11 protein-coding genes and 2 pseudogenes are annotated in these 16,670 nt (G+C 62.2%); 3 read left to right on the top strand and 10 right to left on the bottom strand.

Annotated features, from left to right (window positions below; all coding sequences use genetic code 11):
* Positions 1 to 144: 144 nt before the first annotated feature.
* Positions 145 to 1,752 (top strand): annotated as a pseudogene (locus tag AC58D2_RS19980) (long-chain fatty acid--CoA ligase); the annotation flags it as partial.
* A gap of 26 nt (positions 1,753 to 1,778) precedes the next feature.
* On the opposite strand, the pseudogene AC58D2_RS19975 reads toward AC58D2_RS19980, so the two are convergent.
* Positions 1,779 to 1,938 (bottom strand): annotated as a pseudogene (locus AC58D2_RS19975) (transposase); the annotation flags it as partial.
* Between the two features lie 92 nt (positions 1,939 to 2,030).
* On the opposite strand from AC58D2_RS19975, the gene AC58D2_RS19970 reads away from it, so the two are divergent.
* Positions 2,031 to 2,324, top strand: coding sequence for an NAD(P)H-binding protein (locus AC58D2_RS19970; RefSeq protein ID WP_497392826.1), 294 nt, complete (start codon positions 2,031 to 2,033; stop codon positions 2,322 to 2,324).
* Between the two features lie 383 nt (positions 2,325 to 2,707).
* Here AC58D2_RS19970 and tdh read toward each other — a convergent pair whose 3' ends face one another.
* The 8 genes from tdh to AC58D2_RS19930 all read right to left on the bottom strand — a co-directional run bounded on the left by tdh (position 2,708) and on the right by AC58D2_RS19930 (position 14,505).
* Positions 2,708 to 3,772, bottom strand: coding sequence for an L-threonine 3-dehydrogenase (gene tdh / locus AC58D2_RS19965; RefSeq protein ID WP_497392782.1), 1,065 nt, complete (start codon positions 3,770 to 3,772; stop codon positions 2,708 to 2,710).
* The gene (locus AC58D2_RS19960; RefSeq protein WP_497392781.1) at positions 3,769 to 4,974 is read right to left on the bottom strand and encodes a glycine C-acetyltransferase; all 1,206 of its coding nucleotides are present in this window, start codon (positions 4,972 to 4,974) and stop codon (positions 3,769 to 3,771) included. Before AC58D2_RS19960 ends, tdh begins: the two co-directional genes overlap by 4 nt.
* A gap of 71 nt (positions 4,975 to 5,045) precedes the next feature.
* Positions 5,046 to 5,609 carry a helix-turn-helix domain-containing protein gene (locus AC58D2_RS19955; RefSeq protein ID WP_497392780.1) on the bottom strand — a complete coding sequence of 188 codons (564 nt, stop codon included), beginning with the start codon at positions 5,607 to 5,609 and terminating at the stop codon, positions 5,046 to 5,048.
* Positions 5,610 to 5,920: 311 nt separating this feature from the next.
* Positions 5,921 to 7,495, bottom strand: a complete 1,575-nt coding sequence (locus tag AC58D2_RS19950) for a serine hydrolase domain-containing protein (protein WP_497392779.1) — start codon at positions 7,493 to 7,495, stop codon at positions 5,921 to 5,923.
* Positions 7,492 to 8,604 carry a serine hydrolase gene (locus AC58D2_RS19945; protein WP_494227922.1) on the bottom strand — a complete coding sequence of 371 codons (1,113 nt, stop codon included), beginning with the start codon at positions 8,602 to 8,604 and terminating at the stop codon, positions 7,492 to 7,494. Before AC58D2_RS19945 ends, AC58D2_RS19950 begins: the two co-directional genes overlap by 4 nt.
* 12 nt (positions 8,605 to 8,616) lie before the next feature.
* Complete coding sequence (locus AC58D2_RS19940; RefSeq protein ID WP_494227921.1) at positions 8,617 to 10,968, bottom strand: prolyl oligopeptidase family serine peptidase; 2,352 nt, start codon at positions 10,966 to 10,968, stop codon at positions 8,617 to 8,619.
* 1 nt (position 10,969) lies between these two features.
* Complete coding sequence (locus AC58D2_RS19935) at positions 10,970 to 12,259, bottom strand: MFS transporter (protein WP_497392778.1); 1,290 nt, start codon at positions 12,257 to 12,259, stop codon at positions 10,970 to 10,972.
* 38 nt (positions 12,260 to 12,297) lie between these two features.
* Positions 12,298 to 14,505 (bottom strand): TonB-dependent receptor domain-containing protein, encoded by a 2,208-nt coding sequence (locus AC58D2_RS19930; protein ID WP_494227969.1) that lies wholly within the window; start codon positions 14,503 to 14,505, stop codon positions 12,298 to 12,300.
* A gap of 167 nt (positions 14,506 to 14,672) precedes the next feature.
* Between AC58D2_RS19930 and AC58D2_RS19925 the strand changes: the two genes are divergently transcribed.
* Positions 14,673 to 15,272, top strand: a complete 600-nt coding sequence (locus AC58D2_RS19925) for a TetR/AcrR family transcriptional regulator (RefSeq protein ID WP_497392777.1) — start codon at positions 14,673 to 14,675, stop codon at positions 15,270 to 15,272.
* 129 nt (positions 15,273 to 15,401) lie between these two features.
* On the opposite strand, the gene tnpC is transcribed toward AC58D2_RS19925, so the two are convergent.
* Positions 15,402 to 16,670: IS66 family transposase (tnpC, locus tag AC58D2_RS19920; RefSeq protein ID WP_497392776.1), on the bottom strand; the 1,269-nt coding region annotated here is incomplete at its 5' end.

Below are 16,670 nucleotides of genomic sequence, written 5' to 3'. Positions count from 1 at the left end.
GCATCGGCCCGCTGGCTCGCGGACGGGTGGCGAACGCCTCAATTTCGCAAATGTGATTGTCGCCGCACGCGCCGCGCGACGCTTCGCCCCCGCGCCCGGCTGGGCAATCGTCGCAACCAATCAAGTCCTTAAAGGAGAGGTTTCATGTACGGCCTGATGCAGGCGCAGCCCCTGACGACCGCAATGCTGATACGGCACGCAGCGACCAATCATCCGCGCCGCGAGATCGTGTCGCGCCGCGCCGACGGCTCGCTCGAACGATCGGATTGGCAGACGGTGGAGCGCCACGCACGGCACATTGCGGCGGGACTCGCTGACCTGGGCCTGAAGCCCGGCGACCGCGTCGCCACGCTGGCATGGAACCGCCTTCCCCATCTCGAGCTATATTATGGCGTCAGCGGCGCGGGGATGGTGCTGCACACCGTCAACCCGCGCCTGTTTCCCGAACAGATCCGCTACATTATCGATCATGGCGGGGCACGGGTGCTGTGCATCGATCCCGATCTTCTGGCGACCATCGAGCCATTGCTCGCTGACCTGCCAAAGGTCGAGCGCGTCATCATCCTCGCCGATCAGGCGGACATGCCCGAAACCGCGATCGCCGACCCGATTTCTTATCAGAGCCTGACCGACGGCCCGCGGGCAATCGCCCGCTGGCCCGACCTCGACGAAAACAGCGCGAGCGCACTCTGTTACACCAGCGGTACGACAGGCAATCCAAAGGGCGTTCTCTACAGTCACCGCTCGTCCGTGCTGCACGCGATGAGCGCCCTCGCTAACGATAGCATGTCGCTCGGCGCTGCGGACTCGATCCTTGTCGTCACGCCGCTCTTCCACGTCAACGCGTGGGGCATCCCCTATTCGGCGGCGATGGCGGGATCGAAGCTGGTGCTGCCGGGGGCTGCGCTCGACCCGGAATCGCTTTATGAACTGATGCGCGATGAGGCGATCACCTTCTCGCTCGGCGTGCCGACGATCTGGTTCGCTTTCCTCGACCATCTCGAACGCGAGCGCCCGGTCGAGGATCGCGAGGCGCTGAAGCTCGATCGTATCTTCACGGGCGGCGCCGCGAGCCCGCGCTCGCTGATCGAGCGCTTCCGCAACCGTCTGGGCGTCGAAACGATGCAGGCGTGGGGAATGACCGAGACCAGCCCCGTCGCCACCGTCTGCCGCCCGCTCGCGCATCACGCCGACTTCGACGAGAAGGCGCAGATCGACCTCCGCGCGATGCAGGGCCGCTCGGTTTTCGGCATCGAACTGCGCATCGAGGATCAAGACGGCAAGGAACTGCCGCGCGACGGCGAAGCTGCCGGACTGCTCAAGGTGCGCGGGCCGTGGGTTCTAAGCGCCTATCACGGTCAGTCGGCAGGCAGCGCGCTCGACCCGGATGGCTGGTTCGATACCGGCGACGTCGCGAAAATCGACCCCGATGGCTTCCTCCAGATCACCGACCGGGCGAAAGACGTCATCAAGTCAGGCGGCGAGTGGATTTCGTCGATCGATCTTGAAAATGCCGCCGTCGCGCACCCGAAGGTCGCCGAGGCAGCCGTGATCGGCGTCGCCCATCCCAAATGGCAGGAGCGCCCCCTCCTCCTCCTCCAGCTCCACGCCGGCGAGACCTGCACAAAAGACGAAGTCATGGATCATCTCGCCGACAAGGTCGCGCGCTGGTGGCTGCCCGACGATGTGATCTTCGTTCAGGAACTGCCGCATACCGCGACCGGCAAGCTGCTCAAGACCGAATTGCGCAAGCGCCACGGCGATCATTTCGCCGCGGCCGCGGACATACGCGCCAACCACGATCCCTCCAGCACGCCCCTGCTCCAGCCAGTTCAATCGGGAAATCGCACCGATTATCAGCAGGCGTCGAATGTCGGCCTGCCCGGCTTTCGACACGCGCCCGAGGCGCTCCTTGCCGCCGGAGGAGTGCTGGCGGGGGTGGCATTAAAAAGGCCCAGGTTGCCGTCGCCCGAAAGGCCGCGCTGTCGGTCGCTTACGGCGCGGGCTTGCGCGTCGCCGAGGTGTCGGCGTTGAAAGCGATATCGACAGCAAGCGGATGCTGCTCCGGATCGAGCGCGGCAGCCGACGCGATCGAGGCGTCCGGCCTTGACTATACGATCATCCGCCCTGCCTGGCTCACCGACGAAGATGAGGTCGACTATGAACTCACGCAGCGGGACGAGACGTTCAAGGGCACGGTCGTTTCACGCAAGAGCGTCGGCGACCTCGTCGCGAAGATAATCGAGCGGCCCTCTCTTCAAAGCCGCGCAAATGTCGGCGTCGACAAGCCCGGCAGCGACGGCGACAAGCCCTATTTCATGTAGATCGGCCGACCCACCGGTCTCGCCCATTGTTACCAGGATCGTTGACGGATTGCGGCCTCGCGCGACGAGTTGAACTCGCAGCGGCACTTCGGCACCAGCCGTGGCTGACAACTTCTATCCGTCGCACGCAACGTCAGCTTTTGGACGAACGTCGACAATCTAACTGAGATGGAATGTAGGTGATTTTGTGACGTCGCTGGTTGTTGCTCGACGTCATTCCTTATCTTTCGGTGTCATTCAAACCGTACACGAATGCATCTAAGTACCTGATTTATTTACATTAACGAAGCCTCTTCATCTCGTCCGTCCTTCCATCAAGGCCGGACTCTAATCAAGACTGGAGGAAAATCAGGGGGTCACGTCACCCAGTTGAATCGTTCGTTCTAGCTCCAGTCAAGGAGAACTTTGCCCGCGGTGCCCGAACGCGCGGCATCGAAACCGTGCTGATAATCGGCCTTCGAGAAGCGATGGGTAATGAGCGGAGAGAGGTCGAGGCCGCTTCCAAGGATCCCCAGCATTTTTCCCCAGGTCCGGAACATCTCGCGCCCGTAGACGCCCTTGATGGTCAGGGCCTTCAGGATGATTTCGGACCAGTTGACCTGCATCGGTTCGCCCGGGATACCGAGGAGAGCGAGATTGCCGCCCATGCGCAGGGCATCGATCGCCTGCGCGAGGCCCGCATGATTGCCCGACATTTCGAGCGCGACATCGACGCCGCCGACAAGCCCGAGGCGGTCGAGAACCTCCCGCAAATCCTCGCGCGCGACGTTGACTGGGCGTACATCGGCGAGCTTCACGGCAAGCTCGAGCCGGTAATCATTGACGTCGGTGATCAGGACGTTCGCTGCGCCGGCGCGCCGGGCGACGGCCGCCGCCATGATGCCGATCGGCCCCGCACCGGTGACGAGCACATTCTCCCCGAGCAGGTCGAACTGCTGCGCCGTATGGACGGCGTTACCCAAGGGGTCGAGGAGAGCGCCGAAATCGTCCCCGACCTCATCGGGAAGCGGCACAACGTTGAAGGCAGGGATCGCAAGATAGTCGGCAAAGGCTCCCTGCCGGTTGACCCCGACACCTTGGGTGTCCGGATCGAGATGGAATTGCCCGGCCCGTGCCGCCGCCGAATCAAAATCGATGATATGCCCCTCGCCCGAGACGCGCTGCCCGATCCGCAGCTTGCGGCGGACGCCTGAGCCGATCGCGACGATCTCGCCCGCGAATTCATGCCCGACAATCATGGGAACGGGGATGGTCTTCGCCGCCCAGCTATCCCAGTTGTAGATGTGGAGATCGGTTCCGCAGATCGCGGTGCGCTTCACTCGGATGAGGACATCGTCGGGTCCGGGCGAGGGAATGGGGGCGCGGCTCGACCAGATTCCCTCGCGCGCATGCAGTTTCGCCAGCGCGAACATGCCGCCGGTTTGGCCGGCATTTGCCTGGACGCTCATCGCGGCGCCTCCAGTTGCTCGGCGGTTCGGCTGAAGGCCTCGATCGCGCGGTCGATCTGCTGCGGGCTGTGAGCGGCGGACATCTGGGTACGGATGCGCGCGAGGCCCTTGGGGACGACCGGAAAGGAAAAGCCGGTCACGAAAATGCCCGCCTCGATCAGCGCGGCCGCGAAGACCTGCGCGCGCGCCGCGTCATGAAGCATGACGGGGATGATCGGATGTTCTCCCGGGATGAGGTCGAAACCGGCCTTTTCCATGCCGGCACGAAAGCGGCGCGCATTCGCGAAGAGGCGATCGCGCAGAACGTCGCCCTCGTCCGATCGGGCGATCTCGATGGCCGCGAGCGAGGCACCGCATACGGACGGCGCGAGCGCGTTCGAAAACAGGTAGGGCCGCGCGCGCTGGCGAAGCAGCGCGACGACCTCGCGGCGGGCGGCGATAAAACCGCCCATGGCACCACCGAGCGCCTTGCCGAACGTACCGGTGATGATATCGACCCGGCCCTCGACGTCGCGGTATGCCGCAGTCCCTCGCCCCTTGGTTCCGAGAAGGCCGGTCGCGTGGCAGTCGTCCACCATCACGAGCGCTTCGTAACGGTCGGCAAGCGCGGCGATCGCAGCGAGATTCGCGATCGCCCCGTCCATCGAGAAGACCCCGTCGGTCGCAATCAGGATCGTCCGCGCCCTACCGTCGCGGGCTTCGCGCAGTCGCTCCTCCAGCTCGTCCATGTCGCCGGTGGCGAAACGCAGGCGCTTCGCCTTGCAGAGCCGGATGCCGTCGATGATCGAGGCATGGTTGAGGCTGTCGGATATGATTGCGTCATCCTCGCCGAGCAGCGGTTCGAAAAGGCCACCATTGGCATCGAAAGCCGCGGCAAAGATGATCGCGTCCTCGAAGCCGAGATAGGCAGCGATCGATGCCTCGAGTTCGCGGTGTATTTCCTGCGTCCCGCAAATGAAGCGCACCGAGGCCAGTCCCGCGCCCCAGCGACGCGTCGCATTGACCGCCGCGTCGATCACCCGCTGGTCGGAGGCGAGACCGAGATAATTGTTCGCGCAAAGGTTGATCGAGGTGGCAGCACGGCCGGCGAGCGTCACGGCGGCACCCTGCGGCGATGCCATGATGCGCTCGGGCTTCCACAATCCCTGGGCTTCGATCGCGGCAATCTCGCTCGCGACATGATCATAAAAACGCGACGTCATGATTCTCACTCCCTTGATGGGCGCAAGCTAAATCTTAGTGGAAAGTTTGTCCAATATATTGGAATTTCCATTCAGAATAAATTGACGAGCATCGCCTGGGCGTCGCTCTCGCCGTCGTTCGCGATGCAGTGCGGGATATCCGCGGGGTAGCGAGCGGTCATGCCTTCGAGCACCTCGGTGCGCTCGTCGCCGGCCTCGACGACCAGCCGGCCGGTGAGGACGGTGAGATGCTCCATCGACCCGCGCGCGTGGGCGGCCGAGCGAAGAACGCCGCCGCGCGCGATTCGAAGGTCATACCACTCGACGCTGCCGACGCGTTCGGCGGGGCTGAGAATCTTGAGCACGCACAATCCGTCGTCGCTACGCATCTCGGGGGTGAATGCGGCGCTGGCGACGGCGATTCGCGGCGGCGCCGGGCGCTGCCCGACGCCCAGCAGGTCCGCCATCTCGATGTGCAGCGCCTCGGCGAGTGCCCAAACCGTCGCGACCGTCGGATTCGCCTGGCCTCGCTCGATCTGCGACAGCATCGAGCGCGAGACGCCCGACATGCGCGCCAGATCGTCGAGCGTGAGCCCGCGATCCTTGCGCAGCCGCTGCAAATGGGGTCCTAGCGGCGGGGGACCACCATCGGTCATGCCGGGAAATTCCTGTGCCACGTCGCTATCCGCTTCCGATCATCGAACCATGGGCGGCGATAGGCTAGCCGCAAGGCCGGCGGCAACCCCTTTCCCCGGCCTGCCCGTTCGTCGCCGGCCCGTCTTCAGCAGCAGACTAGCCCGGTTGTCGGTAACCCCCTCGTCAGACGCGCGCCGCGCAGCGCCGGTCGAATTCCTAAACTGGGGGTTCGGATCTGACGCCACCCGATCCCGACTTCGCGTGCGATGGTCGGATTTTGGAGAATGACGCCAGCGGCTGGCTAACCCGCGTTGGCGGCTTGGCTGATGCCTCAATCACTGGCTCGTTCGAAGCAGATCCGGGGCATCCTTGAGCCCGTGAGAATGAGCGTCTTTTTTTCCCCGGTGAATGACAGAATTGCACCGACGCCCGCGTAGGGACCGGTGCTCACCGCGGCCCAGAGGGCGGCGGTGAGCGGTCGCAACGTGAATTTATTCGAGCCATGCCTCATTGTGGTCGTCATGCGCGGAGGCATGCCGTCCTCGATCCAGAGCTCGATACCGAGGCTCCTCGCACGATAATGCCCTGCTAAATTTCCGAGCAAAGCATCGGGTTCCGCTACGACTTCGTCCAGCGCGTCGTCATGGCCGAACTCGACGAGACGAAGCTTCGAGGCGCTCGCCGCGAGCGACTGCTGCATGAAGGCAGCGGCTTCGGGCAGTTGCAATACGCCGCCTGCGTCGGCCGCAACCGGTAGCGGCGGCCCGCCATCGACCGACATGAATTGCGTGCCGTCCCTTGTAGACAACTGGACCACGCGCCCACTTGTCGGAGATGCATAGAGACCGGTGCGCGGCACCGGAGGGTCACGCCGATCGACGGGAGGAAGGCCATCTATGCAGGCGTCGATTACCCGGCCTACCAATTCGGCCGCGCTTACATCGGCACGATTGACCGCGAGCGCGATATCGAGACCGAACGCGGGAAGCTTCATCATCTGGGCGCTGCCGCCGAGCACGGTCCCGCCGTGTGAAAGGGTCTCGATACCGCGATAAGACATGCAGATGAGCCCGAGCCCATAATTGGTTACGGCGCCGGTCGAAAGGTGCTGAGGCGCCTTCATCAGGGCCCAGGTCTCGGCCGACCCCACCAAGGGCGCATCCAAATGCTTCAACCATCGAAGCATGTCGTCCATGGTCGACACGATCCCGCCGACCCCGCTCAGTTCCATGCCCATATAGTCACGCGAATAGCGACCGGCGCTATCAAGCATATGCAAGGTCGCGCTGTTCGGCACGAAATCATCATCCCAGCGGCGAAGCATCGTATCATGCATCCCCACGGGTTCGAAAATCCAGCGACGCAGCAGATCATCGAGCGGCTCTCCGGCGATCCTTTCAATCGCCGCGGTCAGCAGGATATAGCCGCCATTGTTATAACTCCAATTCTGCTGCGGCGCGAAGTCGCGGTCTGCGACACCGCGATAAAAGGCGACCATCTCGGCGTCGGTGACGCGCCAGCCCGTACCGTTGAAGAACATACTGAGCGCAAGGACGTCGCGGATGCCGGCCGTATGCGCCATGAGCTGGCGCATTGTCACTTCGCCGACCACCGGCGGCAGTCGGTCCACATGAAGGTCAATGCGGTCGTCGAGTCCGGCAAGGCCGCGTTCGCAAAGAAGCATGTATACGAGCGCGGCGAAATGCTTGGTGATCGAGCCGATCCGCATGCGTATTGCGGGTGAAAGCGGAACCGATAATTCCATCGAGGCGAGGCCGAAACCTTTGCGATAGACCGGCTTGCCCGCGACCGCGATGGCTACCGCCGCGCCGGGGAGATTGGCTTGGTCGAGATGCGCAAAAACATTGTCGACGGCCTTTTCGTCAAATCGGAGCGTGACGGTCATATCGCCGTCCGCTCGTCCGCAAGCGCATAGCCCGTGCCGAGAGCCACCGCAAAAAGCTGTGCCCGCGGATAACGAAGATCCTCTGGGGGGCTGCCGGGCTCGAGGCTGGTCGTCACACTCGTCGCGACGCGTACATCCCGGACAGGATCGATCCAGGTGGAGCTACGCGAGCTGTAGGTCGAACCCGGATGCCCCCAAACCTCCCTGCCCGCCCATTTGCGTCGTTCAAGACCAAGACCATAAACGGCACCAAGGCTCATCGGGAAATAAGGGTTGGCGCATGGCGCCATTGTCCGTCCGGCGAGATCGGCGAGGCTGATACCGAGCGGGCTGTCATCGCGCAGCAGGCTTCCATATATCGCCAGCATGTCGCCAGCGCTTGCCACCCCGTCGCCCGCGCCGAACGCCCAGCCCAGATGCGAGGTCATGTCAACGGGCGCCGTCTCGCGCGGCGGGGTCGAATAGCTTCGCATCGGATCAGCTTTCGGAACGATGCCGCCAAAGCCGCTGCGCTCGAGGCCCAAGGGCTTCAGGATCCGCCGCGTACATTCGGCGCCATAGCTATTCCCAGTCACGGCCTCGACAACCATCGCCGCGACGATCCAGCCAGTATTACAATAATCGAAGCGCTCGCCCGGCGCGAAAATCTGACCCTGCGGAAGCGCGAGCGACACGAGATCGCGGGGGCTAATGCGCTCGCGGCGGTCGAACGAAGGCCCCGCGCCAACAAGATATTCGCCAAGGCCCGATGCATTCATCAGGAGATGCCGGACGGTGATGCCCGGATCGATCGGAAGATCGACGTGGCGCAGAACGGCATCATCGAGATCGAGCAGGCCATCGCGCGATAGGATGTAGAGAAGCATGGCCGTGATCGTCTTTGTCTGGCTTCCGACGTGATAGACGTCTTCAGGCTGCACTTCGCGGCGACGGGTAATGTCGGAATGTCCAGCTGTGAAGGTCACGCGGCCGATGCCGGCCACATCGATTGCGACCAACGCGCCGAGGTTGCCGAGCCCCGACACGAAATCGTCGACCACCACGGCACAGCGATCAAGGGCGTCACGTCCGGCCTCGGACCGAACGGGAAAGTCGAAATATACGGTCACGGTTGAAATCCCTCAAACGTTGATGTCGGCAAGCAGCATTTGGATCCCGGCGGCGATCTCGCCGGGGCTGTATTCGAAGCTGAAGTCTTTTGGCGGTTCGACACCAATGAGGTGGCGCCCGAAGAAGCTCCAGAGACGCTGGAGAACATAGGGACAGTCCTGAAGAATGCCGTGACCGGAATTGGGAACGATCAACTGATCGAACTCCTTGCCGGCGGCGATGAGCGCATCCGAAAGAGCGAGCGTGTGCGCGACACTGACATTCTCGTCCATCGCACCGTGAATCAGGAAAAGCTTCCCTTCGAGTTTCGGTGCCGAGGCCATGTTCGACTGCGCGTCCCGCTCGGGTGTTCCGGGCCGCCCACCATATTTGTCGAGCCAAAGCGCGATGTAGTTTCGCGAGTCATGGTTGCCGCAGATTGCTACACCCGCTTTGAACACGTCGGGATAGTCGAATAGCGCGCGCGCGGTTGCCTGCCCGCCACCGGACTGGCCGAACATGCCGATCCGCGACCGGTCGAGAAATGCGTAGCGGCGGCAGAGCTGCTCGACCGCAGCAGCGTGATCGGCCAGTTGAGGTTCGAGCATCCGGCCTTTTCCTGCTTGATGGAAGTCCCGGCTGTGATTGGGGAGGCCGCGGCTCTCGAGAACGATGCCGACAAATCCGAGTTCGGCGAGCGACTGGAGATTCGCGCCGATACTGCTTGGGAAGCGCCGAACATACCAGTTCATCTGCGGTCCGGGGTAGATATAGTCGATGACAGGATAGCTGCGCCTCTCGTCGAAATTCGACGGCAGATACATGGCTCCGTGGAGCGGCGTCATACCGTCGGCCGCGAGTACTTCAAATCGGCGGGGAAGCGGCGCCTGCCAATGGGTGCAGATATCGACTTCGCCCAGCGATGTCTGTCCGCCCGTCACGAGATCAACGAGGACCGTTCGCGTCGGGCTGTCGGTGTCGCCAATATTCGCCACGACATAACGTCCCGAAGCCGACGCGCCGATGGCCGCGTAGGAAGGCCGGAATGGCCGCAGCTGTTCGACACCGGCCAAGGGCTGCGCCTTGATAGCGACATCGCCATCAAGCGCGAAGGTTTCAAACCCCGTACCGTCGAAGTCAATTGCGCATAGGCGACGATGCCCGGGATCGGCGGCATCGGCGAATCCGCTCGCGAGGAAAAGAATGCGCCGGCGCGCCGCATCGACATGAACCAGCTCGCGTATATTCCACGCGCCCGCCGTAATAGCATTCTTCAGTGATCCGTCGGTGAGGTCGTGCAGATAGAGATGGCCATGACCATCACGCTGCGAATACCAGATAAGTTCTCCGCTCTCGGGGACCGGCCTCACGATAGGCTGGCCAGCGAGCAGCGGATGGACGTCGATCCAGCCTTCCGAGGCGTCTTCTTCTAGCACCGCGCGAAGCGTACCCGTCGCAAGCTCCATTTTCATCAGCGCCACATGCGAAGCAAAGCGGTCGAAATTGAGGAACCACAGCGCGCCGCCTGAGAACCAGGCTCCCCGCATCAGGAATGGGGAGAAGGCCTGCACAGAGAGCGGATAGTCCCCGGTCGTGACGGTTCGGCCGCTGGGGACGTGCACCGCGATGAACTGCAACGCCGGACGCGGATGATCGGGGCCGCCAACCTTGAAAAGATGCGCAACGGGTCGCCCTCCGCCCGGCGGAACATGCTCCACCATCCCGCTTTCGGGCAGATGCCGCTCGTCAATGCGATGTGTTGCGAACCACTCGGAGTCCGCCGACCAAAGGCCGCATGGCATCGCGTGGCGGCGGCCCATGACAGGCGCGGTATCCGATTCAGGCGTGACGCCAAACCCGTTGTGTTGTTCACCATCGGGCAGCAATTGTCGGCTTGTGCCACTCTCGCGATCTTTGAGCCAAACCGTCTGATCTTTCAAGAAGCAGGCATTCCGGCCGTCAGGTGCGTAAAGTGCCATGGCCGGATCGACCGGCTCGGTGTTGATCAATTCGCCGCTTGCCATCCCGATCCGATATGCGCTGAGCCCGATCGTCACGACGAGCGTCGCGGGGTCCGGCATATCATATTGCGCAGACTCGAGTTCCGTCAAAGAGAGCCGCGTTCCACGGACTTTCGAAACCAGTTGCACCAGCGCCGGCGGCGGCATGATAATTCGGACATTACCCGCCTCGGCAAGGGCCGGGACCAAGAGGATCTTGCCATTGTCCATCGCCTGCGTGACCGTGAAGAAATAGCGCCGCTCGTCGATCCAATATCCATCGCGCACCCATCCCGACAGCCGGGCGCCGAGTTTCGCTGGAGAAAAAGTGGCTGCGCGGGCAAAATCATCCCGGGACGGTTGTCCGGTACCATTCGTTGACATCTCAATTCCCTCGCGAGACGACAGGCATGCTCTTTGCCCGCGACGGGACCAGCGTGAGCCCAAAACTGAACGTCGCGAGCAGAAAGAATGGCGCACAAACCGCGCCCATTGCCCGACCCAGCATGAGCGGTCCGCCCATAAGGTCGCTCACCAGCCCGACAAGAGGTGCGCCGATCGCGCTCGCGCCTGCAAAGAGGATGACATAGAGTCCGATGGTGAGCCCCCGAAGCTCATTTGGCATGCGTAAGTTGATCGCAACCACCGGGATCGCGATCGCGATGCCAGACCCGATAGCGAAGATGAAACCAAGGATTGCGAAGCCCGAAATTCCCGGCATTACCGCCATGAAGGATGCAGGCGCGCAGATCAGAGCGCCAAGCGCAGCGGGCAGAAGCAGCAAGCCGTCGCCGCCGCGGTCACGTGCGAGATTGACCAGCCTCGCACTACCGAGAAGACTGAGTAGGCTCGCCACCAGTACGAGGATGCTGTAGCCTGCGGCAAACCCTCCGGGCTCGAGCGCGTAAATGCGCATGAGCGCGGGCGCGATCCAAGCCTGCGCGCCGCTCGCCCCGCCAGCTAGGAACGCGATGCCCGCGAAAAGCGGCATGAGAAACCGCCGATGCATGCTGAGCGTTCGCAAAGAGCCCCCCTGCCGCTCACTCATTTCCATCCGTGCCGGTTCCCGCAGAGAAAAAAAGAAGGGGATGAGAAGAAATCCAAGGGCGGCGAAAATCAACGAGACGATGCGCCACGGTGCAAGATCAAATGGCAGTCCCGATCCGGCAGCGGCGTGTGCGGCGAGGGCCGAAAATGCGAGTCCGCCGACCAGCAAGGCGCCGGCGTTGCCAAGCGTCTGTCCGATCGGGTAGCTCATCGTTGCGAATGCCCTCCGCTGCGGCGGAAAATAATCCGCCATCAGCGACATCGCCGCCGGATAGGTTATGGCATTCGCCGCTCCCAGAATAATTTTGCCCGTCGCGAGGCTTGTCAAGTCGTGCGCGAGCGCCGTCACGATCAGGCCTCCGCACCAGAGCGACAAGGCGACTGCGATCATCCGTACTCGGGAGATCCGATCAACGAGCATTCCCATCGGGGTTGCCAATATCCCATAAGCCACGAAGAACGTCGTCGTCTGCGCCATGCTGACCTCGACGTCAGAGAGATGCAGGTCGAGCTTGATCGGCTCGACAAGCAGCCCAACGACGGCAATATCCATGGCCGTGAACAGGGCAAGGAGACCGAGCAGAACCTGCGCGTATCGCGCCTGCCCCAAGCTCGGATAAATCGCCATATCATTCCCAGCGACCGTGAGCCCCATCTCTTCCATGATCAGTAACGCACCGTCACACGGACGCCGGCGGTTACTGGCCGCAGTGTATAATTTGAGTTGGGCGAGGTGAGATTGCGCAGGATAATCGCTCCATTATTGGTGAGATTCTCGCCATAAACAGCGATAGTGCCCCAATTGGCTTCATAGCCGATCGACGCATCGAGCGACGCGTATTGATCATTCAGCGCGTAAAAGGGATTAGTGCCGCTATTGGAGAAGGCGGCAGGCGAGCGATCGGTGAACTGGCCATCGAGCCGCGCGTAAATCTCGCTATCCGGCCCGACGTCCCAGCGATATTCTATTCCCCCGGCGAGCTTCCATTTTGCTAGGCCTGGGAGCGTTTCGCCAGGCGCGGTCGGAACGATTATGTCCGTCGGCACACTATCGATATGACCATCCTGCACGGTCGCAGTGGCATAAATATTGACACCGCGTGCCGGCCGGACTGCAGTCTCGAACTCGATTCCGCGCACGCTAGCCCGACCCGCGTTCGCAATGAAATTGCGAAGGTCGGAGACACGTTGCGCGTCGATCTGGATATTCTTCCATTCGATGTAAAACCCCGTCAGGTTCAGTGTCACTGCTCCGTCGAGCCAACTCGTCTTGGCGCCAATTTCATAGTTGATCGTCGTGTCGGGTTTGTACCCCTCAGGGATCACAATGTCGGTCGGATCGACGAGACTCGGCCCTTGCGTCGAATTGACCTGACCAACGCGGAAGCCCTTGCTGACACTTCCGTAGAAAAGAAGAGCCGGGCGCGGCTCGTAGGAAAGCCCGATCCGCCAGGTCGTGTTGGTGTTCGAGGCTCGATTGTCGAAATTTTCGGCCGGAAAATAGTCGAGAGTCGCGAAATCAAGAACTCTACGGCCGGTTTCCACATATTTTGCGGTGGTCCGGAACACACGAAGCCCCCCGCGCAGTTTAAGCCCTGCGGCGACCTCATAGGAGGCATCGCCATAGGCTGCGAGTTCCGTTGAGCCGGTCGCGATGCTCGTGTCGAAGTAGGCATCGGAGCCGACCGCTCCCCCGGATGCCTGGTCGAGACCAGCGAGATTTATAAGGAAGTTCGGGATCGACGTTTTACGCTTGATGTAAAAGCCTCCGAACACCCATTCGAGGGGGGACGACGTGTTCGACACCAACCGTACCTCCTGCACGAAAAAGCGCGAAGTCCATGGCTCGGCGATCGAAACCACGGGGAGACCGAGTCCGAAGGCATCGCCGTTGTCCGAGACCTGCGCGGTCTTGCTGCGCTGATAGGTCGTCGTCGAAGTGAGTGTCGCGAAACTCGCAAAGTCGTAATTCAGCGATAAATTATAGTTGGTCAGGTTGTTTGGCCGCGCCTCGCTAACCGACGTAGCGCGGTTGAATTTGCCCAAGACGGGGTTCCACCCGTCAGCATCATCGGGATCGCTCTTCTGGTGAAAGATTTCGGTGCTGATCGTAAGGTCCGGCGAAGGCGTCCAGCGCAACGCGACACGTCCGCCCCAATCGACCGTGTCGTTACGAATGCCAAGATTGGCATTGTGCACCCAGCCTTCTTCGTCGCGATAGTAACCGACGGCGCGCAGCGCGAGCGTGTCGGTCACAAGCGGTACATTGACCATTGCGTCGTAGCGCTGACGCAGTCCCCCGCCCTTGGTGACGCCGATATCGACCCGGCCCTCCGCGTCGAAACCGGATGCATCGGGCTTGTTGGTAATGATGCGTATGGTGCCGCCGAGCGAGCCCGAACCGAACAACGTGCCCTGCGGCCCGCGCAGCACCTCGACCCGTTCGACGTCGAACAAGCGGAGATCCGGCTGGGCGGCAGCACCATAAGTATCCGTCACCGGCGTATCGTTGATGTAGACCGAAACCGGGTCTTGCGTATTGCCCCCAATGGTCGAGGTCGCAATGCCTCGAATATTGAACACGGCCCGGTTCTTGGTAGGTTGAAACATCGACAGGCCGGGCGCCGAGCGAGCGAAGCCCTCGAAATTGTCGATTCCGCGCGCTTCGAGTTCACCCTGGGGAATGGCGGTAACCGCGCCGGCGACGTCCTGCACGCTTTCGCTGCGGCGGTTAGCCGTTACGACGATGTCGCCGCTGGAGTCGCCGGACTCGTCGGCCGTCACGCCACTCGACGAATCCTGCGCATACGCCGCCGACGCGACGAGACAAGCGCCGCCCGCCAGGACACTTCTTACCAGCCAATGCTTTCTCATGCCGTAACCCCTTTTACCAGCCGCAATCCCGCACCCGAATCTTTATTAGGTGGGTTGACCGAACTATAATCTTCGACCTAGTAGATCTTGTCAAGTATGTGCAATGCGCAGGTCTTCAAACGGCCGTTGAACGATGCTGGGAAGGGCGAGGGATCGAGATGAGAGACGTGGACGAAGCGAATACCGAGGTCCAAAAAAAACGGATCATCGTAGCCGCGGCCCATTGCCTGGCCGACAAAGGCGTCGCTGCAACGAGCATCAGCGACATCTGTCAGAAGGCCGGCATGCGCTCGGGTCATCTCTATTATTATTTTGCGAATAAGGACGCCCTGCTCGAGGCCGTGCTGCTCCACAATCAGGAGCAGATAATCGAATCGATCGAGGCGATGCTCGACGAGGGCGACATCATCTCGCAGGCCTATGAGGTCCATGCTGCCGCAGAACGCGGTCGCCAGTCCTACGGCCTCACCCCGAGCGTCCGTATCGAATTGCAATGCTATTTCCAGCAGCGGACCGCCGATCAGGTCGATCAGACCCAAACCAATCGGGTGCATGCGGCCCTACGTTCCGCGACGCAGCGCGCTGTTGCGTCAGGGCGTCTTGCCAAGGATCTTGATATTGAGACGTTCGTTGATGCCATTGCTCTCATCTGGCAAGGACTGACCTACAGCCGCCTCGATCGGGCTTTCGATGATCAGCGTATGCAACGCGCCGTACAATTGCTCGTTGAGCCTTGGCTAATCGGCAAACAATGCCCACCTAGCTGAACGGCATTTTTGCTTCGACGATCCAATCGAAATTTATTCTCCCGGATGTGGCCTGCTGCCGGTTTGATGGACACCGAGATAGGGTGTTTCCACCTATCGGAGATCGTAAGCGTGGTCTGAAGGCCGCAGCTACGCGGCCTGAGCGATCTGCTGCTGGTCGGGCTGCCAGTTCCACGGCATGAGCTCGTCCCAGCGGGACGCGGGCCAGCCGGATGCGATCTTCTCGATGACATCGGCGATATAGGCTTGTGGCTCGACGCCGTTGAGCTTCGCCGTCTCGATGACGGAGTAGATGGCGGCGGCGCGTTCGCCGCCGGCCTTCGATCCGGCGAACAGCCAGTTCTTGCGCCCGATCGCGATCGATCGGATAGCGCGCTCGGCGATATTGTTGTCGATCTCCGCCATGCCCTCGTCGATGTAGCGGGTCAGCGCGTCCCAGCGCTTGCGACCATAGGTGAGCGCCTTCGCCATCGTCGACTTGGGCGACAGGCGGCGTAGGGCGTCGTCGATCGCGCCGCGAAGCGCGTCGATCTGTGGCATTGCTTGCTCTTGCCGGTGTCGGCGCCGGACATCGGGCGGCTGGCCGCGGACGTCCTCTTCGATCCGGTAAAGCCCGGAGATGCGCGTCAGAAGATCCGTGGTGAGCGGGGTTGGGCTCGTCTGGTGGCACTCGAAGATCTTGCGGCGGAAGTGCGCCCAGCAGGCGACCTCCTGAATCTGGCTGCCCTCGTACAGCTTATCATATCCGGCATAGCCGTCGGCTTGGAGAAGGCCGGTGAATGACCCCAGCTCGCTCTGCGGATGGATGCCGCTGCGATCGGGGGTGAACCGATACCAGGCGAGCGCCGGGGTGGCGGCGCCCGATGCGCGGTCATCGACGACATAGGCCCAGAGCCGCGCCTGCGCGGTGCGGCCCTTGCCGGGCACGAGCATCGGCACCGGCGTGTCGTCGGTGTGGAGCTTGGCGGCCTTCAGTCCTTCCTCGCGGATGCGGCTCACGATGGGATCGAGCAGATGCGCGGCCTGGCCCGCCCAGCCGGCGAGGGTTGAACGATCGATGTCGATGCCCTGCGCCGCCATCATCTCTGCCTGGCGATAGAGGGGGAGATGGTGATCGAACTTGTGGACGACGACATGGGCGAGCGTCGCGAAGCTGGCCTTGCCACGCGCTATGGCCTTCACCGGCGCCGGTGCCTGGACAATCCTGTCGCAGGCGCGGCAGCTATACTTGGGCCGCACGGTGCGGATGACGCGCCACTGGACCGGGGCAATATCGAGCTGCTCATCACTGTCGTCGCCAAGCGGGCGCAGCGCGCCGCCGCAATCGGGACAGGTGCAGCTGCCGGCCTCGGGCTCGATCCGCCGTTCCGCGCGCGGCAGATGATCGGGCAATGCGCG

This window comes from Sphingopyxis sp. CR5, assembly GCF_059693785.1.
This window is presented reverse-complemented; position numbering and strand designations above follow the sequence as displayed.